Here is a 15,728-nt window from a genome sequence, read left to right as displayed (position 1 = left end):
AGAATCCGCACACATAACTATTACAACCCGATTACATAACCCACCACACTCTTGCACGCTGCCGAAGAGGCAACAGCAGAGAGTATGGTTAGCCCCCAAAACGTGAAAGGTCTAATACAACAATGAGTCCAGAGAAATATCTCCAAGACTGGCAAACTAGCCAAACGATTGCTGAATCTATTTCCCCTCTAATTGGTAAGCTATATCGTCAAAAAGGAATCGAAGTGGTTCTGTTTGGTAAAACGCTTATCAATGCTACTACTATAGACATTCTCAAAACTCATCGCGTTGCAAGACGTTATACAGGCAGCCCACTCTCACTTGAGCACACAATGCCTATCATTCAAGCGCTATGTGAAATGAGCATTTCTTCGTGTCGTGTCGATGTTGGCCAATTGGCAACTAAGTACTGGAATGAGCATGACGATACTGCGTCTCTAAATGATTTCCTTATCACTGCACTTGATGGCGCACGCGATGCAGACTCTTCATTGAAAGCGCGTGATGTAGTTCTTTACGGTTTTGGTCGCATTGGTCGACTACTAACTCGCCTTCTGATCGAGAAAAGTGGCCCAGGTTACCCACTACGACTGCGAGCGATTGTGGTTCGTGGCGGCAAAAAAGGCGATTTAGAGAAGCGTGCTAGCTTACTGCGTCGTGACTCAGTCCATGGTCAGTTCAACGGTAGCATCGTGATCGATGAGGAACGTAAAGCTCTGATCGTTAACGGTAACTACATCCAAATCATCTACGCAAACAATCCAAGCGAAGTGGACTACTCTGCTTACGGTATTAACAACGCGCTTGTTGTTGATAACACAGGTGTATGGCGTGATTCTGAAGGTCTAAGCCAACACTTAGCGTGTCAAGGTGCAGAGAAAGTGCTGCTAACGGCACCAGGTAAAGGTGATATTAAAAACGTTGTATTCGGTGTAAATGAATCAGTTATTCGAGAAGATGACACCATCATCTCTGCAGCGAGCTGTACCACAAACGCAATCACGCCGGTTCTTAAAGCGCTGAATGATAAATATGGTGTCCTTTCTGGTCACATCGAAACCGTGCACTCATACACAAACGACCAAAACTTGATCGACAATTTCCACTCTGGTGACCGCCGTGGACGTAGTGCTTCTCTGAACATGGTTCTAACTTCAACTGGCGCAGCTAAAGCAGTAGCAAAAGCACTGCCAGAGCTAGCTGGTAAGCTAACAGGTAACGCAATTCGCGTACCGACACCAAACGTTTCGATGGCAGTCGCTAACCTAAACTTAGGTGAAGACGTAGACCGTGATTCACTGAACGATTACTTGCGTGAAATGGCGTTGAACTCTGAGCTTTCGGCACAGATTGACTACACCGATTCAACAGAAATTGTATCAACTGACTTAGTTGGTTCTCGCCATGCAGGCGTCGTGGATGGTCAAGCGACTATCGCACAAGACAAACGTTGCGTACTTTACATCTGGTACGACAACGAATTCGGTTACAGCTGCCAAGTTGTGCACTGTATGGAACAAATGATGGGTGTTCGTTACCAAACATTCCCTCGATAGGTGAACTTTGCTCCACAACGTTAACCACATAGCGTAACGGACAATATCTCATATTTGTTCTAAATAATAAGCGCAAAGCGCATTACTAATATTTTTCCCCGTTTATACGCCTGATCACCCTCAGGCGTTTTTTCATTTCGCTCATTTGACACTCTCCGGACAAAGTGAAGGCTATCATTCATGTTTTGTTCATGTTCACAGCATTAATCTGAACACATGAATTACAGAGAGGTCATGATTATGAATCGGATTATTGTTACCGCACTGGCACTGATTACGGGCTTTTTTACATTAGTATTTAGCTTGATCATTGCGATTCCGTTGACCATCGCAGCATTGATTACAGGCAAGCGTATTGAGAAGCGCGTGAAGAAAATGCAGAAAGAAATGCATGAAGAGTATGAATTCAATACTGGTAAAGCCGATGCTATCGAAGGTGAGTTCGAAGAGGTTCGCCGATAAGTAAATAGAATTTATATAAGTTTCTCTCCCCCGACTGCTCCTGAGAAACTTCTTGCTTTCACCCTGTCTTTACAATGGCAGGGTGCTTTTTTACAAAAAAGGCAGCCATCCGGGCTGCCTTTAATATTTTGTTGTCTTTGCAAATTTATACGGTTACGACCACTCGAAGTGCCAATAGCATGAGAACAATCCCTGACAAACGATCAATTAACACCGCTTTAGAACGAATTCTGTCCACTACTTTAGAGCTCGATAACACTAGGGTGATAAAGGTATACCAAAGCCCGTCCACAACAAATGGTGTAGCCACAATGATCATTTGATTGCTCAAATCATTACCTAGCGCTACAAACTGACTGAATAATGCGATAAAAAACAAGGCAATTTTGGGGCTTAAAATCGAGATAAAAAAACCTTCTCGAGCAGACTGGCTTACCGTTGTTTCTTCGCCTGACTCCAACTTCGCCGCCACACCGCCTTTCGAACACAGCGCATTGAACCCTAAATATGCAAGATATGCCGCGCCTGCAAGGCTGATCGTCTTGAACAACATCGGGCTTTGCTGCAAAACAACAGCGAGGCCAATCAGCGTAATAAAGGCATAAATGCCAATTCCAAAGGCGTGTGCCCAAGCCGTTGCCAAACCATTGATGCGTCCACCAGCCAAGGCATGTTTTGCCACAATCGCTAGGCTAGGCCCAGGTGACATAGCACCGAGTAAACACACGGTAAAAAGTGATAACCAAACTGTTAGTGTCATAAATAACCTCTCTCCATTTGAATTCAATCTATCAATTGAAGAGCTATAATTTGAAATCAAAGTTTCGCATAAAAGTCATGATTTAAAATCATAGCCTAATGGATGGAGTATTCCGATATTTTCATCACCGCGTGGATTTGCTCTCGCACCCATTGATGAGCTGGATCATTGTCGTATTTAGGATGCCACATCAGCCAGTATTCATGGGTAGGTGTCTCAAAAGGAAGCGCTTTATGAACCAAAGGCCAGTGCTTGGCCAAATTATTTGCAATGTGCTCCGGAACTACCATTAAGTGCTCACTTGAGACCAAACGATTTACCGCCGCAGAGAAAAAAGGCACTTTAAAGGTAACATGACGCATCAGCCCCCTGTCTTTTAGTGCCATATCGGTACTTGAGTCTTTGTCTCCCCCACCCGTCACTTGAATATGCGAATGACTAATGAGGTCCTCTACAGAAATCGAAGCCTTACCAGCTAAAGGGTGAGACGCCTTCATCAAACAAACTGACTTATCAGAACCAATATTGATGCTAGATACACCTTCAGGCTGAGTGGGATACATAGAAGAAGCAAGGTGGATTCCTAACTCGTGAAGCTTATCGATAAAATCTAGCTGCCACAGTCGATACGCCAAATCCAATTGTGGTGCTTGTTCACCCAAGTGAGATGCAATATCGGGCAAAACGTATTGTGCCACGTAATCGCTTGAGGCAATAACCAGCTCGCCTTGCCACAGTTGCGGCTCAAAAGGTTTGTCATCGAGTAAATGGTCAAACTCAGCCAGTAACGCATCAAGCTTTGATTTTAATGCTATTGCTCGCGGGGTTGGTATCAGCTGATTACCTTGCCGAATAAGCAGTGGGTCACCACACAGATCGCGCAATTGTGCAAGCTGTCGGCTAACCGCAGACTGAGTAATGTGCAAACGTTCTGCAGTTCGGCTGACATGACACTCTTCTAAAAGTACATGCAAGGACCTAAGTAGATTCAAATTGATGTTGTTTAACATACCGGCTCAAGAAGGTTTAATAAATAATGGCACCCATGATGCTTATTTCACAAACTGGTTGCCAGTCGTATTAAAGAACTCAGCTAAAACGGTATGAGTCATGAGGTGCCTTAGCTCTGGGTAACGTTGAATTTGATCTCTGATTTCGTTCAAACGAGTCATCGTAGGTACTTCGACAAAAACCATCATATCCGTTTCACCACTGATTGCATGGCACCATTTTACGCCATCGATTTTGTATAGTTCGTCGGCATATGATTCGCAATAATACGTGGATGTAGATTTATCGAACTTTAGAGCAAAATAAGCACAAATCGAGTCCCCGCCTGAAGAGGCAATTTCAGCGTGATACCCGAGAATCACTTTGTCATGTTCTAGCTTACGAATACGAGCAGTCACCGCAGAACGAGAAAGGTTTACTTTATCCGCAATTTCAGTCACCGACAGCCGAGCGTTGTGTCGGAGAAGATCCACAATCTTGTGATCAAACTTGTCCATATACTTACCAAGCTTTCCTTATTTTTCTCATTCTATACCCATTCTAACTGCATAAGAAACCAACATTTTGTTGGAAATATTTAAAACAACCGTCATATTGACGGTTCAGTAAATCATTTTGTTATTAAGATTTTGGATATGCTATTTGGTAAGCATGAGATGAGCACCGTTATCCATTCAAATAAAAGAGCGATAACGCATTGAAATCAAATACGCTTCTTATGCACTCAGCGCACTAGCGGGCTCATTAAACTCCAATAAATGAGATAATTAGAAGCCACAAGCGTTTTCGTCATAAGTCCTACAACATTGGATGAATCAATTAGCATGGAACAGCTCAAAAAAGACATTTCACTCACATCCGGTATCGCCCAACTATCCACAACATTAATGGGAACGGGGCTTTTTATGATACCAGCTATTGCAGCAGGCATAGCGGGTCATTTTTCACTATGGGCCTGGATTTTATTATTCATCGCCATTTGTCCTATTGCGCTGACTTTTGCCCAGCTAGGCAAGCGATATCCCAACGCGGGCGGAACCGCATTTTTTGTGCGTAAAGCATTTAACGCCAAGCTGGAAAGTAGTGTAGCTTGGCTATTTGTTAGTGTCATTCCGGTAGGGGTTCCGGCCGCGATTGCACTCGCCGCAGGCTTTCTACAGCAAATATTGCCAGAGCCTATTAGCAATAATCTGTTTGCACAAATTCTAACGGTATTACTTCTTGTGTTCGTCAACTTGATGGGCACTAAGTCATCAGGTCATTTACAAACTCTTATTGCTTTGAGTGTCTTTGCGCTCGTTGGCACATTTTTATGGAAAGGTGACGTTAACAGCGCCGATCTCGTGATGCCAGCTATCACACAAGAGTCAATTTGGCCTATTACCGCAGCGCTTGGCGTGATGTTCTGGTGTTTTGTTGGCATAGAGGCTTTTGCTCATATGGGGGAAGAATTCAAAAACCCTCAAAGAGATTTCCCTATTGCCATTATTGTCGGTTGTTTTGTAGCGGGAGCTACGTACTGGGCTTGCTCTGTTGTTATTTTAAAGTTTGGTGCATATGGTAATGCTCAATTCGATAATGCATCGATTCCATGGTTGAGTGCTCAACTACTTGGCGATGGGGCCAAATGGATAATCAGTTTGATCGGATTCTCCGCTTGTTTCGCGAGCGTTAACTTATACACACAGAGCCTAGCGCGAATGGTCTGGGCTCAAGCTCGGGAACATCGTCCTTACAGCCCACTAGCCAAGATTTCGCGTCGTGGTGTCCCTTTCTCAGCCACCTTATTAGTTGGCGGCGTACTGCTAATATCTTGCGTGATAGGAACGCTATCGCAGCTCGATCTGGAGTTTTTCCTAAAACTAGCAAATAGTGTATTCGTTTTGGTTTACATGTTGGCGATGTTAGCCGCTTATAAATTGCTTCGTGGGTTTGGTAAAGCGCTTGCGGGACTTTCTCTACTGCTTTGTACCGGTGTTTTTATATGTTTAGGCTGGTCAATGTTATATGCACTTGGCATTTTCACTCTACTTTTACTGCCTTGGAAACAGTGGCGACATAAACGACAAACACGCGCAGTTGAATAGTCACCGCTTCCCATGTCGAAAAATTAGGGCTAAACGTTGAATACCAGCGTCTATGTTCTCTAACGCGATATTACCGTAACCAAGCACGGCACCATGCCAGTGACGTGCTTGGAAACCTGGATGTTCATAATAGCTCAAAGGTCGCAAGATGATCCCTTCATGTTCTGCCAGTTTTGTAAAACGCAGCTCATCCATACCGTTTTGCCATTTCAACGTAATATGAAGTCCCGCCGCTTGGCTAACGACGCAAACACTGTCGCCAAAATGCTGTTGAATGGATAAATGTATCTGTTCATGCTTGGTTTTATATAGTCGGCGCATTTTTCGGATATGGCGCAACAACCCACCCTCGGTAATAAAATCCGCCAACGCTTCTTGAGTGTGCGTCGGTGAATCACCACTTAACGCATCTTTAACCACCAAACATTGCTCTACTAAACGTTCAGGAACCACAAGGTAGCCAAGCCGCAATCCGTTAAACATTACTTTACTGAAGGAACCCACATACAACACACGATCATCTCGACCCATTTGAGCTGCTAGCCCCTGTAAGCTGGTGTAGGGACGATGAGCAAACTGAAATTCGCTGTCATAATCGTCCTCGATGATCCAACTTGATTGCTCGACCGCCCAGTTGATGATCTTTCCTCTTTGCTCGGTATTGAGTGTGGTCCCCATCGGATATTGATTACTTGGTGTGATATACAGCGCATCGGCATCGCTTGAGGTCACCGCTTCCACATCAAAACCTAATTTCTCTCTTACGAACAAAGGCTCAAATTGATAGTTTTGGAACTGAATCAACTTCCGCATTTGCGCGTAACCTGGTTGCTCCATCAGAACCTTATCACCTTGTTTGAGCACTACCATCGTCGCAATTGACAACGCTTGCTGCGCCCCAGAGGTAATAATAATGCGCTCTGGGGAACAATTCACTGAACGACTTGATGCGAGGTAGTCAGCTAAAGCACAGCGCAATGCCCAACTACCCTGAATATCTTGATTCCCCAACAAGCAGGGGCGGGACATGTGGCGATTGAGTAACTTTTGCCACTGCGCCATCGGAAATGCGTCCAAATCCGGCACACCCGGTGCAAATGCGCGGTTGATATCAAAGTGAGTTTTCGGTGATGAGTCTCTCTGAACTGAATTAGGTTCAGGCAAGTACTGCTCCGGCAGTTCTACGGCAACATAAAAACCCGAACCTTTTTGGCTGTTCAAGTAACCTTCCGCCACTAACTGCTCGTAAGCAGAAATCACGGTATTCCTACTTAGATTAAGCGCCTGTGAAAGCTTCCGCGTAGAAGGCAACTTCCCATTCTTCACCCACAATCCTTGAACAATTTTCTTGCGAATAGCAAAAAACAACGCTTGCTGACGCGTTCCATCACTTTCTTTTAAATGTAGGTCACCGATATCAATCAAAGACAAACTGGATCCATCCATTAGTTAAAACTGGCTCTCTTTAAGCTACCAGTTAAACGCTACATTGCAATCAAAGAATGAGGATCAATCGCTCGTAATCATGAGCAAACAAGGAGAGACAATGCTATCCAACACCAATAGAACGGAAATTAAGAAAGGCGCACATAAAGCAGTCTCTGATGTTAGCAAACTGCACGCCATCATAGATGAAAGCCTAATCGCTCATATTGCGATAACCAACGAATCAGGCCCTGTGGTCATCCCTATGCTGGCATGGCGTGTCGATGATTACGTGTGTATCCATGGTGCCAACAACAGTCGACTGTTACGCTCACTCAAACAAGGAGTGCAAACGTGCTTAACCTTTACTTTGTTTGATGGTTGGGTATTGGCTCGAAGTGCATTTCACCACAGTGCGCATTATCGTAGCGCCGTGGTCTTTGGCCAGTTTGAGATGGTGGAGAATAACCAAGAGAAAGACAGGTTGCTGAATCACTTTATCGAACAGATCGCTCCTGGGAGAACAAAACAAGTCCGTTTGAGCAACGAAAAAGAGCTCAAAGCCACCATGCTGCTGCGTATCCCACTCACAGAGGCATCTGTGAAAATCAGCAATTTTGGCGTCAACGACGATGCGGAAGACATGGACATTCCTGTTTGGGCAGGTGTCCTACCCTACCGAACCGTCGTAGGTCCACTGCAAGCTTGTGAAGATTTGTATGAAGGTATCGCTGAGCCAGACTACCGCAGTGCCTACTCTAATCGTTGGGACAAGTAGCATAGCTTCCAAATCAAAGATAAAGCTCTGTTTTTGTTGCTTTATCTTTCCATTCTACAAACAATTACTTTTCTAAACGAGCGATGTACTGCTTGGGCGTTAATCCACGATGTTTCTTAAACATACGATTGAAGCTCGCCACATTGGTGTAACCAAGGCGCATGGCTATGTCATCAATACTCACGCGCTTACTCAATAACCCAGCCGCAACATTACTCAATACATAGCCGGATACCATCGAGAAGTTGAGGCCTAATTTGTGCAAACGACGTTGAAACTGCTGTTCAGATAAATCAAGCAGAGAAGAAACGCGCTCTAACGTTGGCAATCCATAATGGCTGCTGTAGTTCACCACTTCATAAATCACTTTCAACTCATCTTCTGGGTCGGGCATATTAAGCAAATCATCCAAATCGGAAAAACTCATCGCTAGACGGCTGTCTTCGCGATGGCTCACTTGGCGGGAAGCTAATCGGTCATCTCCCGGGATCCATATTTCTGTTTTTGGCTGACTCCATTCCACCTCGCAGCCGAAATATTCTCGGTATGATTCAGTATTTTTTCTCGACCCTGAAACCTTCACGCGCAAAGGCTGATAGTCTTTACCAAGAAATTCGCGTAGCACTTTAATCATAAATACCGCACAGCGGATACTATCGTGCACCTTTACTGACGTTTCTATAAACGGATTGTGGTAAGTCCATTTGATGATTTTACCCGACTGTTCGCCAGCAAAAAACGCCCCAGATTGTAAGTTACTCGCACCATAATTAACGCGTCGAATCGCGCTGGCTAAATCATTCCCAGAAAATAGCCAGCGTCCCACAGGTCCAAGCTTTTGCAGTTCAATACCTCGGCTGAGACTCAAAACCACATCTGGATCACTACTGGCTTGTTCAACACAACGATACCATTCTGCGACGGCTTTTAGCGGGATCAGTGTCATTGGGTTGTGAAACACTGACGACGGAATCCCCAGTTCATCCGAGCCCAAATTATATTTAGATAACGCGAGGTTATGCATGTTTAGAATGCCCATCGCGCGAATAAATCGAACCGTCTTCATTACCAATCACATCAAATTTAATCCTCTATTGATTGAATCTGTCACAAAGAAAGACCTAAATCAAATCCAGATCACAATACGCCAACCGTTTGATAGAGGAGTGTTTAATGAGTTTACTGAGTGTCCCATTTGTCGGTACAGGCGCAGATACGGCGTTACATGTTGTCGCTGCCGTCGTTTTAATCGCGAGTGTCGCGGGCGCGTGTTACGGCTTTTGGAAAATCCATGAGTTGCCAATTAATAAGGCGCACAGCAAAGACCATCATCAGATAGGGCTCATCACTGCGCTCACCTGGATAGGGTTTGTCTGGCACTGGGTTTGGGTGCTAGCTGTTATCTTTGCATTCGTTGATATGGAAAAAGCCATCATCAATCTGCGTGATACATGGAGAAGTAAACCGCAAACAGAAACACAGCCAAAAGAGGAAGCGTAATGTTAGAAGGTTTAGCGGTATGGGCTCTCTTCATCTATCTGCTGCGTTTGGTTGGCATGCCTTGGAACAAAGCAACCAAATCGTTCGCTTACCTAGGCGGCTTGGGTTGGTTAATGTTCGTCTGGGTAGGCCTCATCAACTTCACGCCGATGGATCTATCCGGCGGCTCAGTGGTGCAGTCACCACACATCCAATTGCGTCCAGATTCAACCAATGTGAAGGGTAAAGTTGACCACATTTACATTAAGCCAAATCAACAAGTTAAAGAAGGTCAGCTTATTTATGAACTTGACCCAACGCAATACGAAATCGCATTAAATCAGGCGAGCGTATCCGCCGATTCTGCACGAGTCGCATTAGCGACAGCAAAAGGCGACATCGAGATTGAGGAAGCGAATCATCAAGCATTGGTGCAAGATCTAGAAACATCAAAGAGCCAATTGGAAGCGGCGAAAGTTGACTACAAATTGCAGAAAAAGATGCTAGATCGTTATGTTGAGCAAAACCGAGTGGTGCAAAACACCATCACGGAAAGCGACATCGACAAACAATCGAGTGCGGTTGATATGGCACGTCACAACGTGTTAACCCTTGAGTCTCAAATTAAGAAGAAACAAGTCGATATTTCACGTGCAAAACTGGCGATTCATAAAGCAGAGCTCGCAGTTGAAACCAAACAAGCCGAACTGCGCCAAGCTGAAGAGCAAATTGCAAAAGCGCAATGGGATTTGAACAGCACCAAAGTTCATGCCCCAACAGATGGCTTTGTCACCAACTTTATCCTGCGTGAAGGTCAGCGTGTATCGATGATGCCACGTATTAATATGTACACTAACGAGAAGTACGTGCTGATGCGAGTCAACCACCAGGCGATTCGTAACATCAAACCGGGTCAGCCAGCGGAATTCTCTTCGTCCGTTTACCCAGGCAAGATCTTCTCAGCGACCGTCGAAGGCATTGTTGAAGCAACAGGTGAGTCACAAGGTAATCTGCTGGGTTTCGATGATTCTGTTCGCGTTACAACCGGCAAGAACTTACAGAACAAACACCACTTTGTTCGTCTTAAGATTGATGAGCCAGAAGGCTACGACATTCCTGTTGGCTCTGTTGGCCTCGCATGGGTCAGCGGTGAAAAACCGATAGGCTTCATGGCCTTCTTGGATGTGATTCGCGGGATCATCATTCGAATGAAGTCTCAGCTGTACTTCTTCTACTCCATCTAAACTCACAAACCGCCAGTTTCGCTGGCGGTTTTTTCATTTGTATCCAAACACATCCTTTTCCCGTATAACAATTAGTTAGTAAACAGCGGAGAAGATTCATGTCGGCAAAGGAAAGAAGCCTACCTACCCATCGTATCTCAAGGTTCAGCAAGTTCGCTTCACTTGCTACCCGTGTCGCAGGCAATGTGATTGCAGAAGGCACGAAACAAATCGCCAAAGGCAATAAACCAAAAGCGAAAGACCTCTTGCTGACGCCACAAAACATCGCACGGTTGACAGACCAACTTGCTCACCTACGTGGCGCTGCAATGAAGCTTGGTCAAATGCTCTCAATGGATGCTGGTGATGTTTTAGAACCTGAACTCGCAGATATTCTCTCCCGCCTTCGCTCCAACGCAGACCCAATGCCTGCAAAGCAACTGAACGGAGTCATGGAAAGTTCGCTAGGAACGAGTTGGAAAGCTGAGTTTCTATCATTTAACTTCAAACCAATCGCCAGTGCATCAATAGGACAAGTGCACCAAGCCTACAGCGATGCGGGCGATAACCTAGCCGTCAAAGTGCAATATCCGGGCATACGAAAAAGTATTGATAGCGACGTCGATAATGTCGGTACACTGCTCAAGGTCGTTGGGTTGATTCCCGAGTCTGTCGACTACAAAGGATTGCTCGAAGAAGCGAAAAAGCAACTGCATGATGAAGCCGATTACACCCGAGAAGCGCAATTTGCGATTCGTTACCATGATGCTTTGAAGGAGCATCCTCATTTTGTCGTACCAAAGATTCACACTGAAAGTTGCTCAGACTCCGTTCTCGCCATGGAATTTATTGACGGCGTACCCATTGAACACATCGAACATTATGATCAAAGTACGCGAGATTTTGTCATGCACAGTTTGCTCGAATTGCTGTTCAGAGAGCTGTTCGAATTCAAGATGGTGCAAACCGATCCTAACTTCGCCAATTACTTGTACATTGAAAGTACTCGCCAAATCGGCTTGTTAGATTTCGGTGCAACTCGCGAATACAGCGAACGATTCAGTGCCGGCTATCGCCAAGCCTTTGCGTCCGTCATGAATAATGACGAACAATGCTTGAATGACGCGCTTGAGCAAATTGGCTTCTTCAGCCAAACCATCTTACCTGATCAGCGCCAAGCGATTCTCGATTTAGTAAAAATGGCATGTGAACCCATGTTAGTCGATGAGCCATATGATTTTAAAGCCAGTAGCTTAGCGCAAAAACTTCGCGAAGCTGGCACTATTTTGAGCATGGAACAAGAGTACTGGCATACCCCACCTGCCGATGCCCTATTTTTACATCGTAAAATTGGTGGCATGTATTTGCTCGCAGCGAGAATTGGCGCAAAAGTGAACATTCGCCAATTGGTACAGCCATATCTCACTATCAACAGCGAATAGCCTATTGTTTTTCTGTTACTTTCAAGTACCTTGAGCAAGGCTAAGATGCATAGTTGTGCATCTCAATAACATGCCATACTTCCATAAAACGAATTAACTATCGGGGTACTCGGTGAGCAAGTTTCAAGATCTCTCCACTCTAATCCAGCAAATTGGCCAAGCCGAAGAAGCGGATCAAGTCGCAACGCTCAATGAATCTATTGAAGCGGGTCTCGAACCTGGCGCAGTCGCCCTAATTCTGGAAGCCTTTCCAATCGATGATCGTGTTCGCTTATGGCGAGCTTTGCCACTAGAACTGCATATCGACGTGTTAACGGAAATGCGTGCCGACGTACGTTTTTCTATCATCAATGCATTATCTGAAGTCGAGCTAAAACTCACCCTCGCTAAACTTGATAACTTATCGCTGATCGAATGGGCGGATTCATTGCCTGAGTCGATCATCAACGAAGCGCTCGCGTTAATCGAAAAAGATGAGTTAGAGCTTTACGATCAGGCAAACGAATATGAAGATGAAGAACTCGGCCACTGGGCTGAGCGTAAAATCATCACCCTGCCCTTTAATATTACGATTGGAACGGCTAAGCAGTTAATGGAGCGCTATAGCTACGACACACCTCAACAGGTCTACCTGATCAACCGTAATAAACAGTATCGAGGGACTGTCAATTACTACGAAATTTTACGTAGTGATCCTGATACTCGCTTGAAAACACTCGTTATTGAAGCGGTGACAGTGCTAGACAGTAAGATGATGCTTCCCGAAGCGGTAGAAGCATTAGAGCACAGCACACTGCCCGCTCTGCCTGTGACTGATGCAGACCAAACTCTGATTGGTGAAGTCGATTGGCAATTTGCATTAAGTACGCAACGTGAAATCTACGAAGCGCGCTTAATGGCCGGTACTGGTATGGATGAAGGCGATGACTTGTTTGCGCCAGTATTAAAAAGCTCACAAAAACGCGGCGTGTGGCTGGGCATCAATTTGCTGACTGCAATTTTAGCGTCTGTCACTATCGGGCTATTTGAAGACGTGATTGCTCAAGTGGTGGCTTTGGCCGTACTAATGCCAATTGTTGCATCGATGGGTGGCATTGCAGGCAGCCAAACGCTGACTCTAATGGTTCGTGCGATGGCGCTTAATCAGATTACCCCAGGTAACCGATTCAAATTCTTAAAAAATGAGTTGGGCATAGGCTCACTGAACGGCATTGCTTGGGCGCTAATCATCGGCGGGTTAGCCGGATTGTGGTTCCAATCGCCAGTTTTAGGCGGAACCATCGCGCTGGCCATTATCGTCAACATTATTACCGCTGCTTTATTTGGTGTGTTGATACCCATTATTTTGGATAAGTTTAAATTGGACCCTGCTTTAGCTGGCTCGGTGATTCTAACAACAGTGACAGATGTGGTTGGTTTTTTCGCCTTTTTAGGGACGGCGAGTTTAGTCATGCTCTAAAAAGTCCACTGTTTATTAATCAATCATTAGCATAATAGAGTCAAATTGCATAACGCAGTTGCAAATTGCAAACAAACTCAAACTTTAAGCAACGCATGTCACAGAAACTACGTATTTTAGGGCATATTAAAGTTGGCACAGTAACTGCATTATATAAATCGACCCTTCTTAAGCCGAGGGTCACCTAGCCAACTGACGTTGTTAGTGAACTTGATTTTGTTCACATGTATATAAGCCAATCGCACTCTTTGCGGTTGGCCTTTTTTTTATGTGGCTATTGCTCTCTTATCCTCTGACCGAGCTCGGTTGTACTTTTCTTGCCCACAACAGATTGTTTACTGTTTATAAAATTCAAATATTCGCCCACTAAACCATTAGAAATACCAGCTTCAACAAAAACAAATCACCTACATAAAATAAAACCAAGAAAACACACCCCAAAAAAGAACAAATAACGTCCAAACCGAAAATCTCATCATGAAATCGTTTTCTTTTCATAGAAATCGACTGAACAATCCAGAGTTATAGATAAATTTAATCCATAAAAACAAATAGCAATTCAAAACATTCATTTCACATAGAAAACCTGTCTATAAATCATAGAAAATACGTAAAAATAAACTTTTCACTTTTAGAACTTAAAAACCAAACAATTGTTATTAAAAGAAAAAACAGACACCAAAAATCAAGCAAACGTTTAAATTGCAATTTTATCATTGACTATTAAATTTACATCACGATAATACGCGCCGTTTGCCTGAAAACCAGGTGCTATAATTTAATATTTCAATGTGCGGAGGTAATAATGGCTGGAGACAATAACTACAGTCTTGGACCAGTTCCCAACACGGCCAGAAAAGGCGTGGCGTCACTAACCATGGTGATGTTAGGACTCACTTTTTTCTCCGCAAGTATGTGGACAGGGGGTTCTCTCGGTACTGGGCTCTCCTTTAATGATTTTTTCCTCGCTGTTCTCATCGGTAACCTAATCCTCGGTATTTACACTTCTTTCCTCGGTTACATCGGCGCTTCTACTGGTCTCTCTACTCACCTTCTTGCTCGTTTCTCTTTTGGTTCTAAAGGATCTTGGCTTCCTTCTGCTCTTCTTGGTGGTACTCAAGTTGGGTGGTTTGGAGTTGGTGTCGCGATGTTTGCGATTCCGGTGCATAAAGCAACGGGCATCGATACCAATACATTGATCCTCGTTTCCGGTTTGCTCATGACCGCGACCGTTTACTTTGGCATCTCAGCACTGATGGTGTTGTCAGCAATTGCCGTTCCTGCCATTGCGCTACTTGGCGGCTACTCTGTCATCGAGGCAGTAAATAGCGTTGGCGGTATTAGCGAACTGCAACAAGTTCAACCAACCGAGCCACTCGATTTTTCAATAGCTCTCGCGATGGTTGTCGGCTCTTTTGTCAGTGCTGGTACATTAACGGCAGATTTCGTGCGCTTTGGCAAAAAGCCGCGCAGCGCCGTGATGATCACCATGGTGGCATTTTTCATCGGTAACTCGTTAATGTTTATCTTTGGCGCGGCAGGTGCGTCGGTGACTGGTCAATCAGACATCTCTGAAGTGATGATTGCGCAAGGTTTATTGATTCCTGCCATCATCGTACTTGGGTTAAACATTTGGACGACCAACGACAACGCGCTCTACGCATCGGGTCTTGGATTTTCCAACATCACTGGCTTACCAAGTAAATACATCTCGATGGCGAACGGGCTTGTTGGCACACTTTGCGCTCTCTGGCTCTACAATAACTTTGTTGGCTGGCTAACCTTCTTATCGTTGGCAATTCCACCGGTTGGCGGCGTGATCATCGCTGACTTCTTCACGAACCGTAAGCGCTACGCAAACTTTGAAGCCGCCCAGTTCCAAAGCGTAAACTGGGCTGGCATTATCGCTGTAGCGATTGGCGTTGGTGCGGGACACTTCCTTCCTGGCGTGGTACCGATTAACGCTGTACTTGGCGGCGCAATTAGCTTCCTGATTCTTAATCCTATTCTTAACAAAAAAGCACTGGCTACACAGCCAGCGTAAGG

At 44.8% G+C, this 15,728-nt stretch carries 14 protein-coding genes; 9 read left to right on the top strand and 5 right to left on the bottom strand.

Annotated features, from left to right (window positions below; all coding sequences use genetic code 11):
* Window positions 1–122: 122 nt before the first annotated feature.
* The gene (locus D8S93_RS21715; RefSeq protein ID WP_152815482.1) at window positions 123–1,556 is read left to right on the top strand and encodes a glyceraldehyde-3-phosphate dehydrogenase; all 1,434 of its coding nucleotides are present in this window, start codon (window positions 123–125) and stop codon (window positions 1,554–1,556) included.
* A gap of 240 nt (window positions 1,557–1,796) precedes the next feature.
* On the top strand, window positions 1,797–2,018 hold the full coding sequence (locus D8S93_RS21710) for a hypothetical protein (RefSeq protein ID WP_005397748.1): 222 nt from the start codon (window positions 1,797–1,799) through the stop codon (window positions 2,016–2,018).
* A gap of 145 nt (window positions 2,019–2,163) precedes the next feature.
* Here D8S93_RS21710 and D8S93_RS21705 read toward each other — a convergent pair whose 3' ends face one another.
* The 3 genes from D8S93_RS21705 to D8S93_RS21695 all read right to left on the bottom strand — a co-directional run bounded on the left by D8S93_RS21705 (window position 2,164) and on the right by D8S93_RS21695 (window position 4,286).
* A complete protein-coding gene (locus D8S93_RS21705) occupies window positions 2,164–2,778 on the bottom strand; it encodes a LysE family translocator (RefSeq protein ID WP_152815479.1) in 615 nt (204 codons plus the stop codon).
* 95 nt (window positions 2,779–2,873) lie between these two features.
* On the bottom strand, window positions 2,874–3,788 hold the full coding sequence (locus tag D8S93_RS21700) for a LysR family transcriptional regulator (protein WP_005396380.1): 915 nt from the start codon (window positions 3,786–3,788) through the stop codon (window positions 2,874–2,876).
* A 42-nt stretch (window positions 3,789–3,830) separates the two neighbouring features.
* Window positions 3,831–4,286: an Lrp/AsnC family transcriptional regulator gene (locus D8S93_RS21695; RefSeq protein ID WP_005396378.1), complete on the bottom strand. Its 456-nt coding sequence runs from the start codon at window positions 4,284–4,286 to the stop codon at window positions 3,831–3,833.
* 327 nt (window positions 4,287–4,613) lie between these two features.
* Between D8S93_RS21695 and yjeH the strand changes: the two genes are divergently transcribed.
* Window positions 4,614–5,876 carry an L-methionine/branched-chain amino acid transporter gene (yjeH, locus tag D8S93_RS21685; protein WP_152815476.1) on the top strand — a complete coding sequence of 421 codons (1,263 nt, stop codon included), beginning with the start codon at window positions 4,614–4,616 and terminating at the stop codon, window positions 5,874–5,876.
* Here the strand turns inward: yjeH and D8S93_RS21680 are convergent, their stop codons facing one another.
* Complete coding sequence (locus D8S93_RS21680) at window positions 5,877–7,322, bottom strand: PLP-dependent aminotransferase family protein (protein WP_152815473.1); 1,446 nt, start codon at window positions 7,320–7,322, stop codon at window positions 5,877–5,879.
* A 100-nt stretch (window positions 7,323–7,422) separates the two neighbouring features.
* Between D8S93_RS21680 and D8S93_RS21675 the strand changes: the two genes are divergently transcribed.
* Window positions 7,423–8,079, top strand: coding sequence for a pyridoxamine 5'-phosphate oxidase family protein (locus D8S93_RS21675; RefSeq protein WP_152815470.1), 657 nt, complete (start codon window positions 7,423–7,425; stop codon window positions 8,077–8,079).
* Window positions 8,080–8,143: 64 nt separating this feature from the next.
* Here D8S93_RS21675 and D8S93_RS21670 read toward each other — a convergent pair whose 3' ends face one another.
* Window positions 8,144–9,145: an AraC family transcriptional regulator gene (locus D8S93_RS21670; RefSeq protein WP_152815467.1), complete on the bottom strand. Its 1,002-nt coding sequence runs from the start codon at window positions 9,143–9,145 to the stop codon at window positions 8,144–8,146.
* 107 nt (window positions 9,146–9,252) lie between these two features.
* Here D8S93_RS21670 and D8S93_RS21665 point away from each other — a divergent pair, with 107 nt between their 5' ends.
* The 5 genes from D8S93_RS21665 to codB all read left to right on the top strand — a co-directional run bounded on the left by D8S93_RS21665 (window position 9,253) and on the right by codB (window position 15,726).
* Window positions 9,253–9,579 (top strand): MFS transporter, encoded by a 327-nt coding sequence (locus D8S93_RS21665; RefSeq protein WP_046875867.1) that lies wholly within the window; start codon window positions 9,253–9,255, stop codon window positions 9,577–9,579.
* Complete coding sequence (locus tag D8S93_RS21660; protein ID WP_152815464.1) at window positions 9,579–10,802, top strand: HlyD family secretion protein; 1,224 nt, start codon at window positions 9,579–9,581, stop codon at window positions 10,800–10,802. Before D8S93_RS21665 ends, D8S93_RS21660 begins: the two co-directional genes overlap by 1 nt.
* Window positions 10,803–10,900: 98 nt before the next feature.
* Window positions 10,901–12,223 (top strand): ABC1 kinase family protein, encoded by a 1,323-nt coding sequence (locus D8S93_RS21655; RefSeq protein ID WP_152815461.1) that lies wholly within the window; start codon window positions 10,901–10,903, stop codon window positions 12,221–12,223.
* A 112-nt stretch (window positions 12,224–12,335) separates the two neighbouring features.
* The gene (locus tag D8S93_RS21650; protein WP_005396363.1) at window positions 12,336–13,682 is read left to right on the top strand and encodes a magnesium transporter; all 1,347 of its coding nucleotides are present in this window, start codon (window positions 12,336–12,338) and stop codon (window positions 13,680–13,682) included.
* Between the two features lie 805 nt (window positions 13,683–14,487).
* Window positions 14,488–15,726, top strand: a complete 1,239-nt coding sequence (gene codB / locus D8S93_RS21645) for a cytosine permease (RefSeq protein ID WP_152815458.1) — start codon at window positions 14,488–14,490, stop codon at window positions 15,724–15,726.
* Window positions 15,727–15,728: the final 2 nt, after the last annotated feature.

Source organism: Vibrio sp. VGrn 2 (assembly GCF_009361695.1).
Lineage (GTDB): Bacteria > Pseudomonadota > Gammaproteobacteria > Enterobacterales > Vibrionaceae > Vibrio > Vibrio diabolicus.
This window is presented reverse-complemented; position numbering and strand designations above follow the sequence as displayed.